Annotated in this window: 22 protein-coding genes; 13 read left to right on the forward strand and 9 right to left on the reverse strand. The window is 71.5% G+C overall.

Going from position 1 to position 25,997, the window contains the following annotated elements; translation table 11 throughout:
- Positions 1–5: 5 nt before the first annotated feature.
- Both purF and VV01_RS15875 read right to left on the reverse strand, forming a co-directional pair.
- Positions 6–1,613, reverse strand: coding sequence for an amidophosphoribosyltransferase (purF, locus tag VV01_RS15870; RefSeq protein WP_050670723.1), 1,608 nt, complete (start codon positions 1,611–1,613; stop codon positions 6–8).
- Positions 1,614–1,726: 113 nt separating this feature from the next.
- Positions 1,727–1,987, reverse strand: a complete 261-nt coding sequence (locus VV01_RS15875; protein ID WP_157508875.1) for a hypothetical protein — start codon at positions 1,985–1,987, stop codon at positions 1,727–1,729.
- A 96-nt stretch (positions 1,988–2,083) separates the two neighbouring features.
- Between VV01_RS15875 and VV01_RS15880 the strand changes: the two genes are divergently transcribed.
- Positions 2,084–3,196: a hypothetical protein gene (locus VV01_RS15880; protein WP_050670725.1), complete on the forward strand. Its 1,113-nt coding sequence runs from the start codon at positions 2,084–2,086 to the stop codon at positions 3,194–3,196.
- A gap of 75 nt (positions 3,197–3,271) precedes the next feature.
- Here the strand turns inward: VV01_RS15880 and VV01_RS15885 are convergent, their stop codons facing one another.
- The 3 genes from VV01_RS15885 to VV01_RS15895 are packed head-to-tail and all read right to left on the reverse strand — an operon-like array spanning position 3,272 to position 5,879.
- Positions 3,272–4,141 carry an LLM class flavin-dependent oxidoreductase gene (locus tag VV01_RS15885; RefSeq protein ID WP_050670726.1) on the reverse strand — a complete coding sequence of 290 codons (870 nt, stop codon included), beginning with the start codon at positions 4,139–4,141 and terminating at the stop codon, positions 3,272–3,274.
- Positions 4,142–4,151: 10 nt separating this feature from the next.
- The gene (locus VV01_RS15890) at positions 4,152–4,526 is read right to left on the reverse strand and encodes a sterol carrier family protein (protein WP_050670727.1); all 375 of its coding nucleotides are present in this window, start codon (positions 4,524–4,526) and stop codon (positions 4,152–4,154) included.
- 39 nt (positions 4,527–4,565) lie between these two features.
- Positions 4,566–5,879 carry a lipase family protein gene (locus tag VV01_RS15895; protein ID WP_050670728.1) on the reverse strand — a complete coding sequence of 438 codons (1,314 nt, stop codon included), beginning with the start codon at positions 5,877–5,879 and terminating at the stop codon, positions 4,566–4,568.
- Positions 5,880–5,969: 90 nt separating this feature from the next.
- Between VV01_RS15895 and VV01_RS15900 the strand changes: the two genes are divergently transcribed.
- A complete protein-coding gene (locus tag VV01_RS15900) occupies positions 5,970–6,815 on the forward strand; it encodes a spermidine synthase (RefSeq protein ID WP_331456457.1) in 846 nt (281 codons plus the stop codon).
- Between the two features lie 77 nt (positions 6,816–6,892).
- Here the strand turns inward: VV01_RS15900 and VV01_RS15905 are convergent, their stop codons facing one another.
- Positions 6,893–7,417 (reverse strand): histidine phosphatase family protein, encoded by a 525-nt coding sequence (locus tag VV01_RS15905; RefSeq protein WP_050670729.1) that lies wholly within the window; start codon positions 7,415–7,417, stop codon positions 6,893–6,895.
- An 88-nt stretch (positions 7,418–7,505) separates the two neighbouring features.
- Between VV01_RS15905 and VV01_RS15910 the strand changes: the two genes are divergently transcribed.
- From VV01_RS15910 to VV01_RS15930, 5 genes are all read left to right on the forward strand, one after another.
- Complete coding sequence (locus VV01_RS15910; protein ID WP_050670730.1) at positions 7,506–8,018, forward strand: DUF6584 family protein; 513 nt, start codon at positions 7,506–7,508, stop codon at positions 8,016–8,018.
- 65 nt (positions 8,019–8,083) lie between these two features.
- The gene (locus VV01_RS15915) at positions 8,084–8,506 is read left to right on the forward strand and encodes a PPOX class F420-dependent oxidoreductase (RefSeq protein WP_050670731.1); all 423 of its coding nucleotides are present in this window, start codon (positions 8,084–8,086) and stop codon (positions 8,504–8,506) included.
- Positions 8,503–9,201 (forward strand): Type 1 glutamine amidotransferase-like domain-containing protein, encoded by a 699-nt coding sequence (locus VV01_RS15920; protein ID WP_050670732.1) that lies wholly within the window; start codon positions 8,503–8,505, stop codon positions 9,199–9,201. The genes VV01_RS15915 and VV01_RS15920 overlap by 4 nt, the downstream gene beginning before the upstream one ends.
- Positions 9,202–9,274: 73 nt before the next feature.
- A complete protein-coding gene (gene purL, locus VV01_RS15925) occupies positions 9,275–13,246 on the forward strand; it encodes a phosphoribosylformylglycinamidine synthase (RefSeq protein WP_050670733.1) in 3,972 nt (1,323 codons plus the stop codon).
- Between the two features lie 3 nt (positions 13,247–13,249).
- Positions 13,250–14,089: an Fpg/Nei family DNA glycosylase gene (locus tag VV01_RS15930; protein ID WP_050670734.1), complete on the forward strand. Its 840-nt coding sequence runs from the start codon at positions 13,250–13,252 to the stop codon at positions 14,087–14,089.
- Between the two features lie 12 nt (positions 14,090–14,101).
- On the opposite strand, the gene VV01_RS15935 is transcribed toward VV01_RS15930, so the two are convergent.
- Positions 14,102–15,553 (reverse strand): SDR family NAD(P)-dependent oxidoreductase, encoded by a 1,452-nt coding sequence (locus tag VV01_RS15935; protein ID WP_082221251.1) that lies wholly within the window; start codon positions 15,551–15,553, stop codon positions 14,102–14,104.
- Positions 15,554–15,713: 160 nt separating this feature from the next.
- On the opposite strand from VV01_RS15935, the gene VV01_RS15940 reads away from it, so the two are divergent.
- Positions 15,714–17,042, forward strand: a complete 1,329-nt coding sequence (locus VV01_RS15940) for a family 4 glycosyl hydrolase (protein ID WP_050670736.1) — start codon at positions 15,714–15,716, stop codon at positions 17,040–17,042.
- A gap of 11 nt (positions 17,043–17,053) precedes the next feature.
- Here VV01_RS15940 and VV01_RS15945 read toward each other — a convergent pair whose 3' ends face one another.
- On the reverse strand, positions 17,054–17,944 hold the full coding sequence (locus VV01_RS15945; protein WP_050670737.1) for a phosphoribosylaminoimidazolesuccinocarboxamide synthase: 891 nt from the start codon (positions 17,942–17,944) through the stop codon (positions 17,054–17,056).
- Positions 17,945–18,114: 170 nt separating this feature from the next.
- Between VV01_RS15945 and VV01_RS15950 the strand changes: the two genes are divergently transcribed.
- Positions 18,115–19,494, forward strand: coding sequence for an MFS transporter (locus VV01_RS15950; RefSeq protein WP_197275066.1), 1,380 nt, complete (start codon positions 18,115–18,117; stop codon positions 19,492–19,494).
- 66 nt (positions 19,495–19,560) lie between these two features.
- Here the strand turns inward: VV01_RS15950 and purD are convergent, their stop codons facing one another.
- Positions 19,561–20,829 carry a phosphoribosylamine--glycine ligase gene (purD, locus tag VV01_RS15955; protein WP_050670739.1) on the reverse strand — a complete coding sequence of 423 codons (1,269 nt, stop codon included), beginning with the start codon at positions 20,827–20,829 and terminating at the stop codon, positions 19,561–19,563.
- A gap of 275 nt (positions 20,830–21,104) precedes the next feature.
- Here purD and VV01_RS15960 point away from each other — a divergent pair, with 275 nt between their 5' ends.
- From VV01_RS15960 to VV01_RS15975, 4 genes are all read left to right on the forward strand, one after another.
- Positions 21,105–22,151, forward strand: coding sequence for a helix-turn-helix transcriptional regulator (locus VV01_RS15960; protein ID WP_050670740.1), 1,047 nt, complete (start codon positions 21,105–21,107; stop codon positions 22,149–22,151).
- A 148-nt stretch (positions 22,152–22,299) separates the two neighbouring features.
- On the forward strand, positions 22,300–24,519 hold the full coding sequence (locus VV01_RS15965; RefSeq protein ID WP_050670741.1) for a HelD family protein: 2,220 nt from the start codon (positions 22,300–22,302) through the stop codon (positions 24,517–24,519).
- Positions 24,516–24,809, forward strand: coding sequence for a chorismate mutase (locus tag VV01_RS15970; protein WP_050670742.1), 294 nt, complete (start codon positions 24,516–24,518; stop codon positions 24,807–24,809). Before VV01_RS15965 ends, VV01_RS15970 begins: the two co-directional genes overlap by 4 nt.
- A gap of 29 nt (positions 24,810–24,838) precedes the next feature.
- Positions 24,839–25,987 (forward strand): winged helix-turn-helix domain-containing protein, encoded by a 1,149-nt coding sequence (locus VV01_RS15975; RefSeq protein WP_050670743.1) that lies wholly within the window; start codon positions 24,839–24,841, stop codon positions 25,985–25,987.
- The last annotated feature ends 10 nt before the right edge of the window (positions 25,988–25,997 follow it).

The following is a 25,997-nucleotide window of genomic DNA, read 5'->3' on the forward strand; positions in this document are numbered from 1 at the left end:
ACCTTTCACGGGTGGAGCAGGGCGTTCTCGCCGCCGCCGGACAGGCCGAGCGAGACGCCCTCGGCGTCCTGCCCGTCGCGTGACGGCACGGTGTCCTGCGGTCGGTGCTGGATCGAGGCGTCGTGGCCGGTGCGGACCTGGATCGGCAACGTCTCGAGGACGTGCTTGCCGATGTGGCCGTCCTCGGGCAGCTCGATGGGATAAGAACCGGTGAAGCACGCGCGGCACAGCTGCGACTCGGGCTGCTCGGTGGCCGCGATCATGCCCTCCTCGGAGATGTAGCCGAGCGAGTCGGCACCGATGGAGGCACGGATCTCCTCGACCTGCAGGCCCGGCGCGATGAGCTCGGCGCGCGTGGCGAAGTCGATGCCGTAGAAGCAGGGCCACTCGACCGGCGGCGCCGAGATGCGCACGTGGATCTCGGCCGCGCCGGCCTCGCGGAGCATCCGGATCTGGGCGCGCTGGGTGTTGCCGCGCACGATCGTGTCGTCGATGACGACGATCCGCTTGCCCTTGATGTTGTGCTCGAGCGGGTTGAGCTTGAGGCGGATGCCGAGCTGGCGCAGCGTCTGGCTGGGCTGGATGAACGTGCGGCCGACGTAGGCGTTCTTGACGAAGCCCTGCCCGAACGGGATACCGGACTCCTGCGCATAACCCGTCGCGGCAGGCACACCCGACTCGGGTACGCCGATGACCAGGTCGGCGTCGACCGGGTGCTCACGCGCCAGCTGGCGGCCCATCTCGACGCGCGCCTCGTGGACGACCCGGCCGCGGATCACGGCGTCCGGGCGAGCGAGGTAGACGTACTCGAACACGCAGCCCTTGGGCTGCGGCTCGGCGAAGTGGTGGCTGCGCAGGCCGTTCTCGTCGATGGCGATCATTTCGCCGGGCTCGACCTCGCGGATGACGCTCGCGCCGATGGTCTGCAGCGCCGCGGTCTCGGACGCGACCACCCAGCCGCGCTCCAGCCGACCCAGGGCCAGGGGGCGTACGCCGTGGGGGTCGCGGGCGGCGTACAGCGTCTTCTCGTCCATGAACACGAAGCAGAACGCGCCGCGCAGCCGCGGGAGGACGTCCATGGCGGCTTCCTCGAGGCTCTGCTCGGGGTCGGCGGCCAGGAGCGTCGTGACGAGGGCCGTGTCGGAGGTGTTGCCGCGGGCGAGCTCGCCCTTGCTGCGACGGCCGCCGAGGCGCTCCTTGACGAGCTCGCTCAGCTCGACGGTGTTGACGAGGTTGCCATTGTGGGCGAGAGCCACGGTGCCGCGTTCGCTGCCGCCGAGGGTGGGCTGGGCGTTCTCCCAGGTGCTGCCGCCGGTCGTGGAGTAGCGGGTGTGGCCGATCGCGAGGTGGCCGCGCAGCGAGCCCAGGCTCGTCTCGTCGAAGACCTGGCTGACCAGGCCCATGTCCTTGTAGACAAGGATGCTGTCGCCGTCGCTCGTGGCGATGCCGGCTGACTCCTGCCCGCGATGCTGCAAGGCGTAGAGGCCGAAGTAGGTGAGCTTGGCGACCTCCTCACCGGGAGCCCAGACACCGAAGACCCCGCAGGCGTCCTGCGGGCCCTTCTCACCAGGAATCAGGTCGTGCGAAAGACGTCCGTCGCCAGCCACGCCCACCAGTGTTCCATGCGCGTTCACCTGAGACGGAATCGCGTCAGCCCGCGGACGTCGTGACCGCCGTGGCCGAGCACAGCGAGGGCCCGTCGCTCAGCGCAGCGAGGGCCCGTCGTTCAGCGCAGCGAACGCTTGTCGATGAGGACGGCGATCGCGCCGGCGAGCAGGGCGCCGAGGCCGCCGAAGATCACCGCGAAGAAGCCCATGGCCGTCGTGTCGGAGTAGCCGCCCGAGCCGTCGCGCGAGCCCACCCACAGACCCAGGAGGACGCCGACGACCGTGCCCGTGATCAGGAACTGGGCGAAGTTGGGGGCGCGGCGCACCGGACGCAGCGTGGTGCGGGTGCGCTCGGAAGGGTCGGGCTCGGCATCAGACACGTCCTCCACGGTAGATGGTCGCCCTGGACGCGCCCCGGGTGGCCACATCGTGGCTCCTGTGGTGCGGAGAACTACTGCTGCGTAGGGTTCGGGGTCATGAAGTGGGTCTGGCTCCTTGTCGTCCTGGTCGTTCTTGCTGCGATCGCGTGGTGGTTCATGCGTGATCCGAACAAGTCGCGCGGTGGTTCCGTCGGCATCCACGGCGTCAATGCCAAGGACAAGATCGGCCGTCAGGACGAGACGGACGAGTCCGCTGACTCCGCGAGCGCGCCTGCGCAGGAGGGCGAGACCAAGGCCGCCCCCACGAGCGCCGAGGCCAAGCCCGCACCCGCGGCCAAGACGTCCGACAAGGGCGAGACCGCAGCCAAGGTCGACTCCAAGCCCGCGGCCGCTGCCGCGCCGGTCGCACAGACCGAGCCCGCGGCTGACGACTGGGACGCCCCGCCGCCCGCCGTCGACTCCAAGCCCGCAGCCGCCGCACCCGCGGCTGACGACTGGGACGCCCCGCCGCCCGCCGTCGACTCCAAGCCCGCCACCGCTGCACCCGCAGCCTCCAGCGATGGCGACGACTGGGACGCAGCACCACCGGCACTCGACGGCTCCAAGCCCGCCGCATCCGCTCCCGCGACGGCCGCACCGGCCAGCTCCGGTGGCGACGACTGGGACGCCCCGCCGCCCGCACTCGACGACTCCAAGCCCGCCGCATCCGCTCCCGCGACGGCCGCACCGGCCAGCTCCGGCGGCGACGACTGGGACGCCCCGCCGCCCGCACTCGACGACTCCAAGCCCGCCGCATCCGCTCCCGCGACGGCTGCACCGGCCAGCTCCGGTGGCGACGACTGGGACGCCCCGCCGCCCGCACTCGACGACACCAAGCCCGCAGCGCAGTCCGAGCCTGAGCCCGCGGCAGCACCGGTCGAGAAGAAGGAAGCCGCTCCCGCGCCGGCCGCCGCAACCTCCGGTGGCGACGACTGGGGTACTCCGCCCCCGCCGCTCGACGACAGCACACCGGCTCCCACGAGCGCCGCGCCCGAGCAGGCGCCGGCGCAGGACGAACAGGCACCGAGCGAGCCCGAGCCCGACAAGAAGCCCGAGCCCGACAAGAAGCCTGAGCCCGAGCCCGAGCCCGAGCCCGAGAAGAAGCCTGAGCCTCCGAAGGCGTCCGGCGGCGACGACTGGAGCACGTCGCCCCTGCCGCTCGACGACTGATCGAGCCACTGCGCACGAACGGCCCGCCACCGACGAGGTGACGGGCCGTTCGTGCGCTCTCGGGCAGAGACCGGCTCAACGCCAGCGCGGCAGCACGTCGGAGGCGACGGTCTCGAGCACGTCCACCGTGCCGCCGTACGGGTCGGTCGTCCGAGGCCAGTGCGCAATCAGGTCGCTGAACCCGAGCTCGCTCGCCCGCCCGACGGCGTCCTCGAACTGCTCGACGCTGGTGAGCGAGTAGAACGGCGAGGGGTCGAGGTTCAGGTGCCGCTCGAACCCGTCGGCCGACCGCCCCTCTGCGTCGAGCGCGTCGTCGAGCCGAGCGGACACCTCGCGCAACGAGTCCCACCACTGCTCGTACGTGCCGCCCGGCTTGCCGTACGTGACCCAGCCCTGGCCGGTGCGCGCGGCGAGCCGCAGCGCGCGAGGACCGTTGGCCGCCATGACGAACGGGATGCGCGCGCGAGCCGGACCCGGCAGCGTACGAGCGTCGCGGGCGGAGAAGTACGTGCCGTCGGAGGTGACGTGGTCTTCTCTCAGCAGCCGGTCGAGCAGGACGGTGAACTCCTCGAGGCGTTCGTACCGCTCGCGCCCGCTCAGGTCAGGGCCGCCGAGCAGGCGTGAGTCGAGGTCGCCGCCGGCGCCGATGCCGCAGATGAACCGGCCACCCGACACGTCGTCGAGCGCGAGCAGGTCACGCATGAACGTCACCGGGTGTCGGTAGTTGGGCGAGGTGACGAACGTGCCCAGCCGGATCGTCGAGGTGACCATCGCTGCGGCCGTCAGCGTGGGTGTCGTGCCGTACCAGGGAGAGTCGGGCAGTCCGCCCCATACGAGGTGGTCGTACGTCCACGCGTGGTCGAAGCCGAGCTCCTCGGCGCGCCGCCACAGCGGGGCGGCCTGCGCCCACGGATACTCCGGAAGCATCGTGATCCCGAATCGCATGCTGCCGAGACTAGGCGTCCAGCGGGATCAGCGGCAGGTACGCCGACAGGTCGGCCCGTTGGCCCGACGCACGCAGGAGGCCGGCCTGGTCGGCGTCGTCCCAGGTGATCTGACCCGTGGCGATCCGAAGCCACGAATCTGCTTGCATCTCAACGACATTCGTCGGAGTGCCGCGCTTGTGCCGCGGACCTTCGATCACCTGCACGGCCCCGAACGGCGGTACCCGCACCTCGACGCTGTGACCGGGCGCCTGGAGTGAGAGCTCTTCGAGCGTGTATCGGACGGCGGTGGCGGTCGTCGTACGGTCAGCGGCAGCCGGGTCGGCGTGCCAGCGGACGACGGCCGCGCGGCCATCGGTGGGATCGATGCGTCGGCGGGGCGGCATGGGTCCATCCTGCCGCCCCGCCGAACGCGTCGAGCGGTGCTACGCCCCGAGCGAGCCGCAGCTGTTGGTCACCGGCTTGCCCGCGAACCGGTCGCTCAGCCACGACAGCGCGCTCGGCAGACCCTCGGCCGCCCCCGCGAGGTGGTGCACGGCGAGTCGGTCGGTGTCACCGGGCAGCGGCGGCAGACCGAGACCCTTGTAGGTCACCGGCGCACCCTTGCCGCACCAGTCGACGGCGAGTCGTCGCACCTGGGCGTGCGGGACGGTGCCGTCGGCGAGGTCGGAGGTGACGAGCACCGGCGAGGTGGGCTTGCGCGTACCGATGCGCTGCTCCTGCACGATGGCGCGGACACCCGGATCAGCGGCCACGATCTGCGAGAGCGAGCGGCCGTCCTTGGTCCACGACGTCGACTTCGCGAACGCGTAGCTGCCGATCGCGTCACCGATGCACGCGGTCGAGATGCTGTCGAGCGCCGCCGCGCCCTTGGCGTTGAGGTTGGCGTCGATGACCGGCTTGAGCTGCGGGTACGACTCACGCAGACCGTTGATCGTGAACCCGAGCACGCCCGCGATCAGGTTGCCGTCGACGCCCTTGATGGTGGCCTCGAGGTCGGCAGGCGGGGCACCGGCGTACGAGCCGACGAGGTTGACGTCGGCGGTGTACGACGGCTGCTCCTCGGCCGCGGCCGCGACGGCACCGCCGCCCTGGCTGTAGCCCCACAGGCCGACCTGGGTCTGCGCGGTCACGCGCGACCCCGGAGCCTGCCGGGCAGCGCGCACGACGTCGAGCAGCGCATGGGCCTGGTCGGCCCGGTTGACGTAGGTGTGCAGCCGATCGGTCGTGCCGAGGCCGACGTAGTCGGTGAGCGCGACGTCGTAGCCCTTGTTGAGCAGGAACGTCATCTGCGCCATGTCGTAGTTGACGCCGAACGTCGTCGTGCCGTCACCGACGCCCAGGACGACCGGGTGCTCCAGGCCGTACGACGGTGCGCACTGGTCGCCCTGGCCGATGGTGCCGACCGCGAACGCGACGACAGGGCGTGGGCCCGAACCGGTCCAGGCCTTGGTCGAGGAGATGAGCGCTCCGGTGACCGCGGTGGCCTTGCCGCTGGAGTCGGTCGTGGAGTACATCAGGCGCGTCGAGGTGCCGGGGAAGACCACCGGCAGGTTGACCGCCAGCGGCATCGGCTCGCCGCGGATGGGCGTGCCGGGAGCCGCGGGCACCGAGGCGGGCGGGTCGTAGAACGCGGGGATCTCGACGCCGCGGGACGTCTCGGCGTGGGCCGGCGCCGCGATCAGCGCGAGGGCGGCTGCGACCGACGTGACGGCGGCAGCGGTCGTACGAACGAGCATGGGTGCTCCTGAGGGTCCTGGGCTCCTGGCACACAAGTGTGGCGCTACTCACAAGTAAAGTGTGGTCAGGATCACACACCGGAGCCGCCGGTGGGGCGATCCGGCCGAGGCGGCCACTACTGTCTGCGCGTGAGTCAGATCGAGCTGGTCCGCGACGAGCAGGGCGGCGTCACCGTGGTCCGTGACGGGCACCCGCAGTCGTACGTCCAGCCGGACGACCCCGAGCTGCTCGTGTTCGAGTACGTCCAGCACCTCGCCCTCGCACTCGACGCGCTGACACCATCGGCGCCGGAGCGCGTCGGCGTCACCCACATCGGCGGCGCAGGGCTCACGCTCGCGCGCTACGTCGAGCACACGCGTCCCGGTTCGCCGCAGATCGTGCTCGAGCCCGACGCCGAGCTGACCGAGCTCGTACGCCGTGAGCTGCCCCTCCCCCGCGGTCACCGCATCCGCGTCCGGCCCGTCGACGGGGCCCAGGGCATGGCCGCGCTGAAGGACGCGAGCGCTGACGTCGTGGTGCTCGACGCGTACGACGACGGCCGGGTGCCGGCCGACCTCACGTCGGCGGCGTTCGCCACGGCTGCCAGCCGCGTGATCAGGCCCGGCGGCCTCCTGCTGATGAATCTTGCCGACGAGCCGGGCCTGCGCTACGTCGCCCGCGCCATCGCGACGCTCCTGCCGGCGTTTCCGCACGTCGCGGCGGTCACCCTGCAGGAGGTGCTGAAGGGCAAGCGCTACGGGAATCTCGTTGTCGTTGCTTCGGATTCGCCGTTCGACGTCGACGAGCTGCGGCGCCGTACGGCCCGAGCGGACTTCCCGACCGGCGTCCTCGGGACGGCCGACCTGGCGCGACGCGCTCGGGCGGCGACGGCGTTCGACGACATCGGCGAGCCGTCGCCCCCACCGCCTGACCCGGGCCGCTGGCGACTGCGCTGACGCGCTCTCTTCCTGGTGACAGGGCTTGCTCGCTCCTGGCACGACCTGCATCACGTGTCAGGTGACAGCAAGCCCTGTCAGCACGGCTCAGTGGCGAGCCGAGCACCGCCTTCCGTGAGGTTGACCTCGATCAGCGCGGGGAACGGCAGCGCCCCCCAGAACCCACCCGGGTCAGCGAGCGCCCCGCCGGACGTCAGCCACACGGTGAGCGCCATGCCATGGGTCCCGAGCACTGGCGTACCGACGCCAGACAACGCATCCGCGACGACTGCCGAGAAGCGTTGCGCCACAAGCTTTCTCGGCTCCCCTTCCGAGTGGTCAGCACCCTCAATATATGCCCTGCGACGTGCCCTGAAGTCGCCACCGAACGGCTCGTCACGCACGACCTCACCGAGCCGAGCGTCCCGGCGTACGACGCCTGCGGGCTCCAGCGTCTGCCACGCCTTGACCTCGTCGCTGGCCACGAGCACCGCGTCGCCGGGCAGGCGAGCGCACAGATCAGCTGCGGCTGCGCGGCCCTCGTCGGACAGCGGCCACGTCGACGGGTCGGTCGTCGGGTCGACCGAGGGCATGGCGTGGCGGACGAGCAGGACCGTGCGCATGCCCGACCTTGGCACGCCGCCTCGCAGCGAAATCACGCGGTGCGCACGGCCGGCGAGCGCTAGGTTGCGGCGACCGGAAGGAGACGACGTGGCGATCGAGGACACGCTGGCGCGCGCAGCCGCCGACATCGAGCGCGGCGACGCGGGCATGGCACGGCAACGGCTCACGAGCCTGCGCGCCCAGTACCCGGGTGACTTCGAGATACGACGGGCGCTGCGCGATGCCTGCCGCGCCGCTCTCGATCCTGCTCAAGCCGGACGCTGGGGCTACGTGCTGGAGGACGCCACGGACGACGAGGTCCTCGCGTACGCGCGCTCGCGCGGTCGCCATCCGCGCGAGATGCTCAGCCAGCTGGCCTGGCACGTCGACACCCCCACCGAAGGGACGATTAGCCAGGCCCGACTCGACCAGCTGCGGCACGACCTGCGCTCACTCCCGAGAGCAGAGCGCACAGGAGTCGAGCGCTGGTCGGGTGAGCCAGGGACACGCGAGTTCGACTGGGGCCTGCTGGGCTGCGGCCTGGTTCTCGCCTACACGCTGCTGCTCGCGGCGCTGGGCGCGTACCAGCTGCAGCAGATCGTGCGCGGGTGGCTCGGCTGACGCGGCACCTGCGGCGCTTCTGCGAAACCTGCCGGTCTGTCGCCCGGCAGTGTGACGATGTGCGCATGAGCGACGACGCACTCCGTGACCTGATCGCCTCACGACAGCTGGGCGTGCTCGCCACGCTCAAGCGAGACGGCCGCCCCCAGCTGTCCAACGTCACCTACGTGTACGACCGCGAGTGCGACCTGATCCGCGTCTCGATCACCGCCGGACGCGCCAAGACCGCCAACCTGCGCCGCGACCCCCGCGCATCGGTGCAGGCGCAGACCGAGGACGGCTGGTCGTACGCCGTCGCCGAGGCCCGCGCCGAGCTGCTGCCCGTGGCCCGGGACGAGCACGACGCGAGTGTCGAGGAGCTGATCGACCTCTACCGCGCGGCCAACGGTGAGCACCCCGACTGGGACGACTACCGCCGGGCGATGGTGGCGGACGAGCGCATCCCGCTGCACCTGCACGTCGAGCGGGTCTACGGCCTGGTCCGATGAGGCTGCTGCTCACCTCGCAGGGCGTCACCAACCCCAGCATCCGTGGCGCGCTCGTCGACCTGCTGGGCAAGCCGGTCGAGGAGGCGAGCGCGTTGTTCGTCCCGACGGGCGTCTACCCGTTCGGCGGCGGCGCCGGGATGGCGTGGGACGCGATGTCCGGCAGCCGCAGCGACCAGCTCGTCGGTCTGGGCTGGAGGACGCTCGGCGTCCTCGAGCTGACCGCCCTGCCGACGATCCGCCCCGAGATGTGGGTGCCCGCCGTCCGCGAGGCCGACGCGCTGCTGGTCTGGGGCGGCGACGTGCTCTACCTGACCCACTGGCTGCGCGCGTCCGGGCTGGCCGACCTGTTCCCGTCACTGACCGACACGGTCTACGTCGGGGTGAGCGCCGGCGCCATCGCGGTCACGTCGCACAACGTCGACGCAGAGTTCGACCTCGGCTTCGTGCCCGACGGCCACCCGATGGCTGACGACGCCGAGCACGGGCTCGGGCTGGTCGACTTCACGGTCGTCCCGCACCTCGACCACCCCGACGCGCACGGCGCTCCGCTGGCCGAGGTCGAGGCGTGGGCGGCCACGATCCCCGCCCCGACCTACGCGATCGACGACGACACCGCCCTCACGGTCGTCGACGGCACGGTCGAGGTGATCTCCGAGGGCAGCTGGAAGCTCATCCCGCCCGCGACGCCGCGGTGACGGGCCGTCGTAAGCCGGTCGGTAACCTTGAGCGGTCCCTCCCCCGCTCGAACAGCCCCCGGAGACACCTGACATGAGCTCGTCGCACGCCCCTGTGCTGACCACTGTCGACGGGGGCGCCGCCCTCTCGCCGTTCCGCACCCGGGCCCTGCTCGAACGCCTCCGGGCCGTCGCGCCGCAGGTGACCGACGTCGTCGCGCGCCACGTCCACTGGGTCGCGAGCGAGGCCGAGCTCGACGAGACGACACGGGCGAAGGTCACCCAGCTGCTGACGTACGGTCCTCCCGCACCTCCCGTCCCGGGCAGTGCGACGACGCTGGTGGTCGCGCCCCGCCTCGGCACCATCTCGCCGTGGGCCTCCAAGGCCACCGACATCCTGCACAACTGCGGCATCGACCTGCACCGCGTCGAGCGCGCGACCGAGTACGACGTCGTCCACCCCCTCGACCAGCCGCTCACCGACGAGCAGCGCACCGCCGTCGCGGCCCTGCTGCACGACCGGATGACCGAGTCGGTGCTCGACCGCCCCGAGGACGGCGCGCTGCTGTTCGAGGAGCGCACGCCCGAGCCGCTGGAGCACGTCGACGTGCTGGCCCGCGGGCGCGCGGCGCTCGAGGAGGCCGACACGGCGTACGGGCTGGCGTTGTCGGACGACGAGATCGACTACCTCGTCGAGGCGTTCACCGGGCTGCAGCGCAACCCCACCGACGTCGAGCTGATGATGTTCGCGCAGGCCAACTCCGAGCACTGCCGGCACAAGATCTTCAACGCCGACTTCATCGTCGACGGTGACGTGCAGACGTCGAGCCTCTTCGGGATGATCCGCCACACCGAGAAGGTCGCCGGCGAGGGCACGGTCGTCGCCTACAAGGACAACGCCTCCATCATGGAGGGCGGCAAGATCACCCGCTGGATCCCCGAATCCCCCGACGGGCCAACGCGATACGGCGCCCGCGAGACCGACGCGCACGTGCTGATGAAGGTCGAGACGCACAACCACCCGACCGCGATCAGCCCGTTCCCGGGAGCAGCCACGGGTGCCGGCGGCGAGATCCGCGACGAGGGCGCCACCGGTCGAGGCTCGCAGCCCAAGGCCGGGCTCACCGGCTTCGCGGTCTCCAACCTGCGGCTGCCCGGCACCGACGAGCCGTGGGAGGGCGACGACTACGGCCGCCCCGAGCACATCGCCTCGCCGCTCGACATCATGCTCGACGGCCCGATCGGCGCGGCAGCCTTCAACAACGAGTTCGGTCGGCCCGGGCTCGGCGGGTTCTTCCGGGTGTACGAGCAGGACGTCGCCGGTGTGCACCGTGGCTTCCACAAGCCGATCATGAGCGCCGGCGGGCTGGGCTCGATCGACGCGAGCCAGACCGAGAAGGTCCGTTTCCCCGAGGGCACCCTGCTGGTGCAGCTCGGCGGCCCCGGCATGCGCATCGGCATGGGCGGTGGCGCGGCGTCGTCGATGGCGTCCGGCACCAACGCCGCCGACCTCGACTTCGACTCGGTGCAGCGCGGCAACCCCGAGATCGAGCGGCGCGCGCAGGAGGTCATCAACCACTGCTGGTCGCTCGGTGACGACAACCCGGTGCTGGCCGTGCACGACGTCGGCGCGGGCGGCCTGTCCAACGCCTTCCCCGAGCTCGTCGACGACGCCGGCCTCGGCGCCCGCTTCGATCTGTCGGCGGTGCCGCTGGAGGAGTCCGGCCTCGCGCCCAAGGAGATCTGGTGCAACGAGAGCCAGGAGCGCTACGTCCTCGCCCTCGCGCCCGAGTCGCTCGACCGGTTCGCGGCGCTCGCCGACCGTGAGCGCTGCCCGTACGCCGTCGTCGGCGTCGCGCAGGCCGACGGCCAGCTCGTGGTCGCCGAGTCTCCTGAGGCCGCGCCTGGTTTCGACACGGACTCGGCTAGCGCCTCGTCCGGCTCAACCAGCGGGGAGGACGGCTCGACCAGCGACGCGCCCGTGAACATGCCGATGGAGACGCTGCTCGGCAAGCCGCCGCGGATGACCCGCTACGTCAGCCGTGTCGAGCGCGGCTGCGACCCGCTCGACGTGACGCGTCTCGACGTCCGGCAGGCGGCGTACGACGTGCTGCGCCACCCGACCGTCGCGAGCAAGCGATTCCTCATCACCATCGGCGACCGCACCGTCGGCGGCCTCACCCACCGCGACCAGATGGTCGGCCCGTGGCAGGTTCCCGTGGCCGATGTGGCGGTGACGCTGTCGGACCTCACCGGGCTGGCCGGTCAGGCGATGGCGACGGGCGAGCGCTTCCCGCTCGCGTCCGTCGACGCGCCCGCGTCGGGCCGGATGGCCGTCGGCGAGGCGATCACCAACCTGCTCGCCGCCCCGATCACGCTGCGCGGCGTCAAGCTGTCGTGCAACTGGATGGCTGCGTGCGGTGAGCCCGGTGAGGACGCCGCGCTCTACGACACCGTGCACGCCGTCGCGATGGAGCTGTGCCCCGCTCTCGGCATCAGCGTGCCGGTCGGCAAGGACTCGCTGTCGATGCGCACCAAGTGGGACGCCGACGGTGAGGCGCGCCAGGTCACGTCGCCGGTTTCCCTGGTTGTCACGGCGTTCGCGTCGCTGCCCGACGTACGCCGCACGCTCACCCCGCAGCTGCGCGGTGGCGGTGGCGACCGACCCGAGACCTCACTCGTCCTGATCGACCTCGGCGCCGAGCGCAACCGCCTCGGCGGGTCCGTACTCGCCCAGGTGTCAGGGGAGTTCGGCGGTGAGGTGCCCGACCTCGACGAGCCGGCCCACCTCGTACGCCTCGTCGACGCCGTCAACGCGCTGCGCGGCGACGACCTGATCACGGCGTACCACGACCGCTCCGACGGTGGGCTGTGGGCGGCCGCGTGCGAGATGGCGTTCGCGGGCGGCTGCGGTGTCGAGCTGCTCGGCCTGAGCTCGGTCGCCGAGCTGTTCGCCGAAGAGCTCGGCGCCCTGATCGAGGTGCCCGACGAGCACCTCGACGTCGTGCTCGACCGCCTCGAGGCCGCCGGTCTCGGCGACGAGCTCGTCAGCGTCGTCGGCGGCCCGACCGCTGAGCGTCAGGTGCGCGTGCAGGTCGCCGGCGAGACCGTCATCGACGAGCCGCTGCGCGACCTCGCCCAGGCCTGGGACGAGGTGTCGTGGCGCATCAGCCGCCTGCGCGACAACCCCGAGTCGGCCGACCAGGAGCACGAGGCCTTTGGCTCGGATTCCCTTGGGCTGCAGGTCAACCCGACGTTCGACCCGACCGACGACATCGCAGCGCCGTTCTTCAACGCGGGCGCCCGACCCAAGGTCGCGATCCTGCGCGAGCAGGGCGTCAACTCCCACGTCGAGACGGCGTTCACGTTCGACCGCGCGGGTTTCGACACCTACGACGTGCACATGACCGACCTGCAGCAGGGCCGCACGTCGCTCGCCGACTACACCGGCCTCGTCGCGTGCGGCGGGTTCTCCTACGGCGACACGCTCGGCGCCGGTGAGGGCTGGGCGCGCTCGGTGCTGTTCGACCCGCGCCTGACCGACCAGTTCCACGAGTTCTTCCACCGCACAGGCACGTTCGGGCTCGGCATCTGCAACGGCTGCCAGATGTTCGCGGCGCTCGCCGACCACATCCCCGGCGCCGAGGCGTGGCCGCGCTTCACCCGCAACGTGTCCGAGCAGTACGAAGCCCGCCTCTCGCAGGTCGAGGTGCTCGACAGCCCGTCGATCTTCTTCAGCGGCATGGTCGGCAGCCGGCTGCCGATCGCGGTCGCCCACGGTGAGGGGTACGCCGACTTCTCCGCCCGCGGCGACCTCGCCTCGGTGCATCGCGCCGTACGCTACGTCGACGCGCAGGGAGAGGCGGCTTCGTCGTACCCGGCGAACCCCAACGGCTCACCCGAGGGGCTCACCGCTGTGACGACGCCCGACGGCCGGTTCACCGCGATGATGCCGCACCCCGAGCGGGTCCAGCGCAACGTGCAGATGTCGTGGACCGACGGGCCGATCGAGCAGGAGAGCCCGTGGCTGCGGATGTTCCGCAACGCGCGGGCCCACGTCGGCTGACCCGTGCCCGAAGGCCACGTCGTCCACCGCATCGCCGGCGAGATCACCCGCTCGTTCGGTGGCCGGCCGGTGCGCTCGACCAGCCCGCAGGGGCGGTTCAGCGACGAGGCGGCGCTGTTCGACGGGCACCTGCTCGACCACGCCGAGGCCTACGGCAAGCAGATGTTCGTGCGCTTCGAGGGCATCGAGCAGCAGGTCAACATCCACCTCGGCCTGATCGGCAAGTTCTTCTTCACCGCCGAGTCGGCGCCGCCGGTCGTGGGCGAGGTGCGCTGGCGGCTGTCGGCCGACGAGCCGCCGATGACGATGGACCTGCGCGGTGCCACCGTCGTCGCGGTGCGCTCCCCCGCCGAGGTCGCCGCCATCGTCCACAAGCTCGGCCCCGACCCACTGCGCTCGGATGCCGATCCTGAGGTCGCCTGGGAGCGAATCCGTAGGTCCCGCAAGGCCATCGGCGCGCTCATGATGGAGCAGACGATCTTCGCCGGCGTCGGCAACATCTATCGCGCGGAGGTGCTCTACCGGCAGCGCATCGACCCGTTCATGCAGGGCCGGTTCCTGCGACGGGGTGAGTTCGAGGCGATGTGGGACGACCTCGTCGAGCTCATGCCGCTCGGGGTGCGTGACGGCCGCATCGACACCGTGCTGCCCGAGCACACGCCCGAGGCGATGGGACGCCCAGCGCGCGTCGACAAGCACGGCGGCGAGGTCTACGTCTATCGCCGCGAGGGCCTGCCCTGCCTGGTGTGCGAGACGCCCGTGAGTCGTACGGAGATGGCCGCCCGCAACCTGTTCTGGTGCCGCCACTGTCAGCCACGCTCACGTCGCCGCAAGCCCAGCTGACCAGCGCCGTCCTCACCAGGGGCTGGGCTCGTAGTCCTTGACGAAGCAGCCGTAGATGTCCTCGCCGCGCTCACCGCGCACGATCGGGTCGTAGACGCGGGCCGCGCCGTCGACCAGGTCGAGCGGGGCGTGCCAGCCCTCGGCGGCGATGCGCAGCTTCTCGTCGTGCGGGCGCTCGTCGGTGATCCACCCGGTGTCGACGGCCGTCATCAGGATCCGGTCGGTCTCGAACATCTCGCCCGCCGAGGTGCGCGTGAGCATGTTGAGCGCGGCCTTGGCCATGTTGGTGTGCGGGTGGCCCGGGCCCTTGTAGCGCCGCGAGAACTGGCCCTCCATCGCCGACACGTTGACGACGTACGCCCGCCGCGCGCCCGCCTCGACCGCCGCGCGCATCGACGGGCGGAGTCGCGAGATCAGGATGAACGGCGCGGTGGAGTTGCACAGCTGCACCTCGAGCAGCTCCAGCGGGTCGACCTCCTGCACGCGCTGGGTCCAGGAGTTGTTGCGCTGGGTGTCGGGCAGCAGACCGCCCGCATCGACAGCCGTGCCGGCGAGGTGGGCGTCGAGGCTGGCGTGGCCGGCTTGCAGCGCGAGCGCCGTCATCGACGCGGCGTTCTGCGACGCCAGCTGTCGGGCCTCGGCCTCCTCGACCGACTCGTCCTCGTGGTGCGCGACGGCGTGCTGCTTGAACGTGCCGAGCAGCGCAGCCGGGTGCGCCTCACTGATGCGGTCGAACGTCACGACGTCCGGCAGCGCGAGATCTGTTGGCAGTGGGGCGGATTCGAGGTCAACGAGCCGGCTGTACGAGCCCGGCGACCGGCGTACGGTCTGGGCCGCGTTGTTGATGAGGATGTCCAGCGGGCCGGCCGCGGCCACCTCGTCGGCGAGCGCCACGACCTGGGTGGGGTCGCGCAGGTCGATGCCGACGATCTTGAGGCGGTCGATCCAGTCGGCCGAGTCCTCCTGAGCGGCGAACCGCCGCACGGCATCGCGCGGGAAGCGCGTCGTGATCGTCAGGTGGGCGCCGTCACGCAGCAGCCGCAGCGCGATGTACATGCCGATCTTGGCGCGGCCACCGGTCAGCAGGGCGCGGCGACCGGTGAGGTCGGTGCCCTGGTCGCGCTTGGCGTGCGACTTCTCGGCGCAGGTCGGGCACAGCCAGTGGTAGAACGCGTCGACCAGCGTGTAGTCGGCCTTGCAGATGTAGCAGCCGCGCGGGTTGATCAGCTCGCCGGCGTACGACGCCGTCGTGGTCGACGTGAGCAGGATGCCCTGGGTCTCGTCGTCGATCCGCATCGGCGACCCGGTGGCGGTGGCCTCCAGGATCGCCATGTCGTGCTCGAGGGCCGGGCGCTTGGCCTCACGGCGGCGAGCCTTGCGGATCTGCTTGTACATCCGCCCGGTGGCCCGCTTGACCGTCTGGATGTCGGGGTGGTCGGCCGGCAGGGTCGGCAGCTGTTCCATGACCCGCAGCACCGTCGCGAGGTCGTCGGGATCGAGCCCGGCGTCGCCGGACTCCACGGGCTCGTCCGGCGAGGCGGTCTGGGCAGTCACGCCGAGGATCGTAGGCGGGACCTTCGCCAACAGCCAGCGGGCGCCGTCCCCGGCTGGGATCGTGGACCTGATGAAGGTCACCGTCCTCGGGGGCGGCGGGTTCCGCACTCCGCTGCTCTACTCCGCGCTCCAGCGCGACCCCGCTCTGCGATCGGTCTCCGAGGTCGTCCTCTACGACGTCGACGTGCGCCGGCTGCTCGTGATGGACCTGGTGCTGTCGCAGCTGCGCGCTGACGGCGGCGGTCCGTCGGTCCGGACGACGTCGTTGCTGGAGGACGCCGTCGGCGGTGCCGCGTTCGTGCTGTCGGCGATCCGGGTGGGCGGGCTCGACGGGCGCGCCATCGACGAGCGGGTCGCTCTCGACGCCGACCTGCTGGGTCAGGAGACGACCGGTCCGGGCGGGGTCGCGTACGGCCTGCGCACCGTGCCCGTCGCGGTCGAGGTGGCCGAGGCCGTCGCGGCGTACGCGCCGGGTGCGTGGGTCATCAACCTCACCAACCCGGCCGGTCTGGTCACGGAGGCCATGCAGGCCGTGCTCGGCGAGCGGGTGGTCGGCGTCTGCGACTCACCGACCCGCCTCGGCCGGCGCGCGTCGAGCGCCCTCGGCATCCGCACCGACTCCTGCGACTACGTCGGCCTCAACCACCTCGGCTGGTTGCGCACGCTCCCGCTCGGTCGCACCGACGTGCTGCCCGCACTGCTCGCCGACACCCGGCGGCTGACGTCGTTCGAGGAGGGCCGGCTGTTCGGGGCCGAGTGGCTGCAAGACCTCGGCATGATCCCGAGCGAGTACCTCTACTACTTCTACTTCACCCGCGATGCGATCTCAGCGATCAAGGGCGGCCCCGAGACGCGAGGCGAATACCTCCTCTACCAGCAGACCCGCTTCTACAACCGCGTCTACACCAACCCGCGAAATGCGTTGCGGCAGTGGCAGTTCGTGCGCGGCGAGCGCGAGGCTTCGTACGGGCAGGAACGCCGTGACAGCGGCCGCGAGCGCGACCCCGAGGCCGTCCTTGCAGGTGGTTACGAGCAGGTCGCCGTCGCCGTGCTGCGTGCGATCGTGAGTGGTGAGCCGGAGCGGCTGGTGGTCAACGTGCGCAACGGTACGACGCTGCCGTGGCTCCCGGCCGACGCCGTCGTCGAGGTGCCGTGCACGGTCGGGCGCGAGGGGCCGCGCCCTGATCACGTCGCGCCCCTGACCGGGCACCCGGCCGGGCTGGTTCACCAGGTCAAGGCCGTCGAGCAGCTCGTCATCCGCGCCGCGCGCGAGAGGTCCGAGCGACTCGCACGCCAGGCGATGGCGCTGCACCCACTGGTCGACTCGGCGGTGGTGGCGCGCCAGCTGCTCTGGGCGTACCGCTCGCGCATCCCGAGCCTGGACGCGGTCTTCGCCTGAGTCGCGCCCGATCAGAACGTCTGACCGGTGAGCGCCTCGTAGGCCTCGACGTACTTCGCGCGCGTCTGCTCGACGACCTCGTCGGGCAGCGCAGGCGGTGGCGTGTCGGACGCCTTGTCCCAGCCGCTCGCCTCCGAGGTCAGCCAGTTGCGGACGAACTGCTTGTCGTACGAAGCCTGGGTGCGACCGGGTTCGTACTGGTCGGCCAGCCAGAAGCGCGACGAGTCGGGCGTGAGCACCTCGTCGGCGAGCACGACCTGGCCGTCCGGGCGGTAGCCGTACTCGACCTTGGTGTCGGCGATGATGATGCCGCGCTCGGTGGCGATCTCGTTGCCGCGCACCAGGATTCGGCGGGTGAGGTCGCTCAGCTCGGCGGCCCGGTCGGCGCCGACCTCGGCGACCACGTCGTCGTACGAGATGGGCTGGTCGTGCTCACCGGCCGGCGCCTTGGACGACGGTGTGAAGATCGGTTCGGGCATCTTCGAGCCGTCGACGAGCCCCTCGGGCAGCGCGATGCCGGACACCGTGCCGGTCGCGGTGTATTCGCCCAGTCCGCCGCCGGTGAGGTAGGCGCGCGCGACGCACTCGACCGGCACCATGTCGAGGCGCTCGACGAGCACGGCCCGGCGCGCGACGGCCTCGGGCACGTCGGTGGAGATGACGTGGTGCGGGACGATGTCGGCCAGCTGCTCGAACCACCACAGCGACATCTGCGTCAGTACCGCGCCCTTGTCGGGGATCTCGGTGGTGAGCACGTGGTCGTACGCCGAGATGCGGTCGGACGCCACCAGCAGCAGCTGGTCCTCACGCGGCGTGCCGTCGGCGTCGAGCGGTGCGTAGAGGTCACGCACCTTGCCGGAGTAGACGTGGGCGTAGCCGGGCAGGTCGAGCGGCGTCGTCATGGCCGCGATTCTCGCAGGCGCTCACACGGCCTGAGAACCGCCCACTGGGCGCGCTTCTCAGACCGACCCGTCCCGGACCACCTGAGCACCGCCCACTCGCGGCGCTTCTCAGAGATGTCGACGACAACGACCTTGACCTCAAGTCGACTTCAGGGTCAAGAGTGTCGCGGGTGACCACGACCTCCGCGCCGCCAAGGCTCCTGTTCGCGACCTACCTGCCGTTCGCTGTCGGCGCCGTGTCGCTCGTGACGCTCGGCGCGTTCGAGAACCGCGCGACCGGCACCGTGCTCCCCGTCGTCGCGGACGAGCTCGACGGGCTGACACTGTTCGGCGCGGCGAGCGCGGCGCCGATGATCACGTACGTCGTCGCGACCGCGGTCGCCGGAGCGCTCGCCGACCGCGGCGGCCCGACCCGCGTGCTGCGTCTGGGCGCCGCGACGTTCGCGGTCGGACAGCTGCTCGCGAGCCTCGCGCCGACCATGCTGGTCTTCGCGTTCGGCCGGCTGCTGTCCGGGTTCGCCGAGGCGTTCCTCGACATCGGGCTCACCGTGCTGATGGCTCGTGCGTTGCCGGAGTCGTTGCGCGCCAAGGTCTTTGCGACGTTCGCCGCCGCGTGGGTCGTCCCCTCGCTGGTCGGGCCGTCGGTCGCGGGTCTGATCGCCGAGCACCTCGGCTGGCGCTGGGTGTTCCTGCTCGCGGTCGTGCTGCTCGTGCCGTCGTTCGCGCTGCTGCTGCCGTCGATGCGGCGTACGCCGGTCGAGCCCCTCGCCTCGTGGGACGCCCACCAGCGGACCGTCGCGCGCAGCGCCGCCGGTGCCGCCGCGCTGCTCGCCGTCGTGACGGCCGCCGGCTCGCTCGCGGGCACCGCCTGGGTCACCGTCGCGCTCACGGTGATGGTGACCGCGGTCGCGGGCCTGGCCCTGCTCGTACGCCGGGTCCTCCCGGACGGCACGCTCACCGGCACCGTCGGGATCCCCGCCGTCACCGCATCGCGTGGGCTGGCCGCTGCGGCGTTCGGGACGGCCGGGTCGTTCCTGCCACTGATGCTCACCACGACACGCGGGCTCAGCCCGGCGCTCGCCGGCGTCACGCTCACACTGACCGGCGTGTTCTGGGCGACGGGCTCGTTCGTGCACGGCCTCGACGCGGTGCAGGCGAGGTTCGCGCCGACGACGCGGCTGCGGTTCGGGTTCGGTGCGATCACCGTCGGCCTCGCCGGGCCGGGTCTGCTCGCCGTCGACGCGATCCCGCTGGTACCGGCTCTGGTGCTGTGGTCGATCGCCGGGCTCGGTATGGGTGTCGCATCCCCGACACTGTCGACGCAGATGCTCCGGCTGTCGAAGAAGGGCGAGGAGGGCGCCAACAGCGCGGCGTCCAACATGGCCGCGTCGCTGTCGGGCGCGGTCGGCACGGCCCTCGGCGGGGCACTCGTCGCGACCCGCGCCGATCACCTGGAGGGCTGGGTCTTCGCGGTCATCATCGCCACGGCGGTGCTGATGGGCGCCCTCGGGTTCAGGCTCGCGCCGGCCGCCGGCCTACGCCCCGACTGAGCCGCGCGCGGAGTGCGAGCCGCCACTGCTGTTCTGGCCGTTCGGGCAGTGGCGGCGCGCAGTCCGTCAGACGGTGATCTCGCCCTGCTGCGCCTTGAGCGCGATGTCGGTGCGGTGGTGCGAGCCCTCGAGCTCGATGCGGCCGACCGCGGTGTACGCCCGCTGCCGCGCCTGCGCGAGGTCGTCGCCGAGCGCGACCACGGACAGCACCCGACCGCCCGCGGACACGAGCACGCCGTCGTCGCCGGTGGCCGTGCCGGCGTGCAGGACGTAGGCGTCGTCGAGGTCGTCGAGACCGCTGATCGGGTCGCCCGAGCGAGGCGCGACCGGGTAGCCGTCGGACGCGACGACCACGGTCACGGCGGCCTCGTCACGCCAGGCCAGCTCGGCGTGGTCGACGAGCACACCGCGCGCCGCGGCGTGCAGGAGCGAGCCGAGCGGCGTACGCAACCGGGCCAGCACGACCTGGGTCTCGGGGTCGCCGAAGCGTGCGTTGAACTCGACCACGCGCGGCCCGCGCGACGTGAGCGCGAGCCCGACGTAGAGGACACCCTCGAAAGGCGTTCCCCTGCCACGCATCTCGTCGACCGTGGGCTGCGCGATGCGCGTCACGACGTCGTCGACGAACCCGTCCGGCAACCAGTCGAGCGGCGAATACGCCCCCATACCACCGGTGTTCGGCCCCTGGTCGTCGTCGCCGACGCGCTTGAAGTCCTGCGCGGGTGCGAGCGGCACGACCGTCTGCCCGTCGGTGATGCAGAACAGCGAGACCTCAGGTCCGTCGAGGAACTCCTCGACCACGATCGACGAGCCGGCGTCGAGACAGGCCTGGGCGTGCTCGACGGCCGCGTCGATGTCGTCGGTCACCACGACGCCCTTGCCCGCGGCGAGGCCGTCGTCCTTGACGACGTACGGCGCACCGGTCGCGTCGAGCGCGTTGGTGACCTCGTCGAGGGTGTCGCACACGTAGGAGCGTGCGGTCGGCACGTCGGCCGCGGCCATGACCTCCTTGGCGAACGCCTTCGAGCCCTCCAGCTGTGCAGCGTCCTTGGACGGGCCGAAGCAGGCGAGGCCGCGAGCGCGTACGGAGTCGGCGACACCGGCGACCAGCGGCGCCTCGGGGCCGATCACCACCAGGTCGGCGGCGACCTCCTGCGCCAGGTCGGCGACGCCCTCACCGTCGAGTACACCTCCCGGCAGAGGGCGGCAGTCGGCGACGAGCGCCATGCCGGGGTTGCCCGGTGCCGCGATGATCGCGTCGACCTGGGGGTCCTGAGAGAGCCCGTGCACGATCGCGTGCTCACGGGCGCCGGTGCCGATGACGAGGATCTTCACGGACACGAGGGTAGGCCCCGGCGTACGGACGGCGCCGCGGGGCGGTGAGGAGGAAGGAGAGTAGGCGGGCTCCCCCGGAAGTCAGGGGGGAGGTCTCCCGGGAGAGCCCGCGCTGCGAGCAAAGGGGTCAGCCACGGGGGTCGGCGACACGTCCAAAATGCTCGCCCGGTCCGAGGACCGGCAAGCTCAAATATGGCACGACATGTCGGCGTGGGGCCATTTGAGATTGTCGGACTACAGTCAACGTCGGGAATCCGCCACACGAGGGGAGAGCGATGTCGGACGTCCATCAGGAGTTCACCGAGCCGAGCCGGGCACCACGCCGCGGTCTCGGCGACCTGCTCGGCAGCGACCTGACCGCCAACGTCTACCTCGCACTGCTGCAGCGCCCGACCGTGACGGCCGACCAGCTGCGCGCCGAGATCGACCCGGACGCGTCGCAGGACGACCTCGCCCTGGCGCTGCACGCCCTGGAGTCGGGACGGCTCGTACGACGGGTCGACTCCGAACGCTGGGCGGTGTTCCCTCCCGAGCGGGCACTGGGCTCGTACGCCTCCCGCCTGGAGGAGCGGGCCCGTGCCGTCCGCTCCTCGATGGTCGGGCTCACGCGACTGCACGAGAGCAGCACCGCCGCGCGCCGCGGTGACGAGCTGCCCGTCCGCGTACAGCTGCTGCGGACGCTCGACGAGATCAGCGGCGCCATGGGACAGCTGTTCGCCGGCGCCGAGGACGACGTGGTCTCGATGCGGCGCGCCTCGCCTCGCGTCCTGCACATGCTCGACCAGCCCGAGGAGACCCACGAGGAGCCGGTGTTCAACGCCGAGGGCCGCGAGATCCACCTCCGGGTGTCGTTCGACAAGGACCTGCTGCAGCATCCCAACCTGCACCGCGCGGTGGAGATCCGGCGGCGCGTGGGCGACCAGGTCCGGTTCAGCACCCAGGTGCCGTTCACCGCGACCGTGTCCGACGCGGGCATGTGCGTGGTCGACATCGACGACCCCGGCGGTTCGATCATCGGCCTGCAGATCACCCACCCCGGGGTGAGTGCCGTGATCAGGCGGGTCATCGACAGCACCTGGCAGACCGGCCTGCCGTGGCGAGGCCGCGACGGCGAGGTGGTCGGCGAGGGCGTCGTCCTCGACCCCAAGGACGCCGACATCCTGACGCTGCTCACCTCCGGGGCGGCCGACGCCACGATCGCGCGCCAGCTCGGCATCTCGCAGCGCACGGTCGAGCGTCGCGTACGCCGGATGCTCGACCACCTGAACGCCTCGACGCGGTTCCAGGCCGGGGTCCAGGCGGCCAAGCGCGGCTGGATCTGACGGGCTCGTTCGCCCACCCGTCACCCGGTGTCCACCGACTCGCCGTCGCCGCACGGTGGGACGGGGGTCGCGGGGCCGCCCACAGCCAGTAAACTTGCCCGTTCGTCCCGTGTCCGCGGGGCGCACTCGAACATGGGGGCATGTGAGCGTGACAGCACATCGGACCGCCGGTCCGGTCGTTCCACCAGAGGTGGCGGCCGAGGTGGCGTTGGAGCAGGCGCACGTCGACAAGGTCTACTCCGAGCTGGCCAAGGCCGGCCGACGAGTCGAGCTGGTCGAGGCGGAGGGTCTGGCGCGGGGGCGCACCGACCGCACCGGCGTGGCCCGCGATGAGGAGATCACCGGCCTGTTCGAGCGTGACGCGCTGATGTTCAGCGCAGGCAAGCGCCGGGCCTCCCTCGAGCAGCAGTACGAAGGCCTGGTCTTCGGGCGCCTCGACCTCGACCACGACAAGCGCGGCCGCGAGGTCCGCTACATCGGCCGCATCGGTGTGCGCGACGACGACTACGAACCCCTCGTCATCGACTGGCGCGCACCCGCCGCCTCGGCGTTCTACCAGGCGACGCCGGTCGAGCCGATGGATGTGCTGCGCCGCCGGGTGCTGCGCTGCCGCGACGCCGTCGTCCTCGGGGTCGAGGACGACCTCATGGTCGCCGAGGCACCCGACGACATGGTCGTCGTCGGCGACGGCGCCCTGATGGCCGCCCTCACCCGTACGCGCGGGGCCCAGATGCGCGACATCGTCGCCACCATCCAGCGTCACCAGGACGAGGCGATCCGGGCCAGCTCGCGCGGCGTCACCGAGATCACCGGCGGCCCCGGCACCGGCAAGACGGTCGTCGCCCTGCACCGGGCGGCGTACCTCCTCTACTCCGACCGCCGCCGCTACGAGTCGGGCGGCATCCTCGTCGTCGGCCCGTCGTCCGCCTACACCGCCTACATCGAGCGCGTGCTGCCCTCGCTCGGCGAGGACACCGTCACCCTGCGTTCGCTCGGCGACGTCGTCGACGGGACGACGGGCGCACGCCTCGACGAGCCCGAGGCGGCCCGGGTCAAGGGTTCGTTGACGATCCGCCGCGTGCTGTCGCGTGCGGCCCGCGACCTGCCGCCCGAGGCACCTCAGCAGCTGCGCACGATGGTCGCCGGCCACCCGGTGCGTCTCGACCGTCAGCTGCTGCAGCAGATCCGCCGTCGCGTGCTGCGCCACCACCAGCACAACCTCGCGCACGACGCCGTCGTCGAGGCGCTCGGTGAGGCTGCGTGGGTGCAGGTCCGCCCGCACGTCGCGAGCATGGAGAAGCCCGAGTTCCTCGACCGGTTCGAGGACCACCTCGAGGTCGAGGCGTTCGTGCAGGACTGGTGGCGCCCGATCGACCCGCGCGAGGTGCTGCTGTGGCTGGCCGAGCCCGCGCGCGTGCGCCGCTACACCCAGGACCTCCTCTCCGACGCCGACGCCGACGCGCTGCAGCAGTCGATGGCCGAGGCGCTGCGTACCGGTGAGTGGAGCGCCGCCGACATCGCCCTCGTCGACGACGTGTCCGCCCGCCTCGGGCTGGTCCAGGACAAGCCGCGCGAGGAGCGCGGCTTCTACCAGATCGAAGAGCTGGACAACCTGTCCGACTACGGCGTCACCGAGGTCGAGGTCGCCGGGTCCCGCTCGCAGGCCGCCGACGTGACGTACGAGCGCAACCCCGCCGACGCCCGTGAGCGCCTGCTGCTCGCGCGCATCAGCAAGGCCGAGGAGTACGCCCACGTGCTCGTCGACGAGGCGCAGGACCTCTCCCCCATGCAGTGGCGCATGGTCGGCCGCCGTGGTCGCTACGCGTCGTGGACCGTCGTCGGCGACGCCGCACAGTCGTCGTGGCCGGTCGAGGCCGAGGCGCTGGAGGCCCGCAACGAGGCGTTCGGCAGCAAGCAGCGGCAGCGCTTCCACATGAGCACCAACTACCGCAACGCGCGCGAGATCTTCGACTACGCCGCCGAGGTCATCCGCCGTGAGGTGCCCGACGCCGACATCCCGGACGCCGTCCGCGAGACCGGCGTCCACCCGGTCGTGACGTCGGTCGCGCCCGACTCGATCGCCGACGCCGCGCAGGAGGCCACCAAGCTGCTGCTCGACGAGGTCCAGGGTGCGGTCGCCGTCGTCGCACCGGCCCGATGGCGTGACAGGCTCGGTCACGTCGCCGACCTCGCACCCGGCCGGGTGATGGTCATCGACCCGATGTCGACCAAGGGCCTCGAATACGACGCCACGGTCGTCGTCGACCCGACCGAGATCACCCGCGAGTCACCCGGAGGCATTCGCGTGCTCTACGTCGCCCTCACCCGTGCGGCCCACCGCATGACCGTGCTGGAGGTGCCCTCGTGACCGCGCCCCAGCACGACGCGCTCGCCTCGTACAGGCAGTCGATCGACAACATCGACGCCGCGCTGATCCACATGCTCGCCGAGCGGTTCAAAATCACACAGGCCGTCGGCCGCTACAAGGCCGAGCACGAGCTGCCCCCGGCCGATCCTGGCCGCGAGGAGCAGCAGATCGCCCGGCTGCGCGGGCTGGCCGAGTCGGCCCAGCTCGACCCGGAGTTCAGCGAGAAGTTCTTGCGGTTCGTGATCGACGAGGTCATCCACCACCACGAGCGCATCCGCGACGACGCCTGAGTGTCGGTGGGTGCGGCTAACGTCACCGCATGCGCGCCGTCCACCTGACCCTCCCCGAGGCGCGTCGCGTCTGGATGCACGCCCAACGCCTCGACCAGCGCTCACCGTTCGGGGCGGGGCCTGCGGCCGCGCGGGCTGCGGTCGAGCAGCTCGGCTACGTGCAGATCGACACGATCAACGTCATCGAGCGCTGCCACCACCACATCCTGTGGAGCCGCATCCCGACCTACACGCGCGCTGACCTCGACCACGTCCAGAGCGTCGACAAGGGCGTCTTCGAGTACTGGACGCACGCGCTGTCGTACGTCCCCGTCGAGCACTTCCGCTACTCCCTGCCGCGCATGCGCGCCGAGCGCGCCGAGGCCATCCAGACCTGGCGCGGGTCGATCACCGAGGCCGACGTACGCCGGGTGCTGCGCACCGTGCGCTCCGAGGGTCCGCTCACGATCCGCGACTTCAAGAACGACGTGCTCGTCGACAAGGACCACCCGTGGGCCAGCCGCAAGCCGTCGAAGGCAGCGCTCGAGGTCGCGTTCAACCGCGGCCTGCTCACGGTCAGTGCGCGCGACGGCATGGTCAAGACGTACGACCTCGTCGACCGCCACTTCGGCTGGGACTCTCCCCCGCGACCGGCGACCGAGCGCCAGGTGCACACGCACCTGCTCGACCGGGCGCTGCGGGCGCAGGGCGTGGTCAGCGTCGACTCGGCGGGCTACGGCCAGCGGCCTCCGGGCAAGGAGGGCATCCGGCGGGTGATCGCGACGCGGGTGCGCAAGAAGGAGCTCGTGCCGGTCGTGGTCGAGGGCCTGGAGAAGGTCGAGCACTGGGCTGAGCCGGCCGTCCTCGACGCGGTGCCGGCGGTCACGCCACCGCTGGTGCACGTGCTGTCACCGTTCGACCCGCTGATCATCCAGCGCAAACGGCTGTCCGCGTACTTCGGCTACGACCACGTCTTCGAGGCCTACGTCCCCAAGGCCAAACGCGTCTACGGCTACTTCACCCTGCCGGTGCTCGTCGGCGACGAGGTGGTCGCAGTGCTCGACCTGAAGACCGACCGTGATGCGGGCCGGCTGCTGGTGCAGCAGTGGACCTGGGTCGGCACCGGCAACGCTGCCTCACACCAAGCCCTGGTCGAGGGCGAGCTCGAGCGGTTCGAGGCCTTCCAGCTCGCCCGCTGACACGAGCAGG

This window comes from Luteipulveratus halotolerans (assembly GCF_001247745.1).
GTDB classification, from domain to species: Bacteria; Actinomycetota; Actinomycetes; order Actinomycetales; family Dermatophilaceae; genus Luteipulveratus; species Luteipulveratus halotolerans.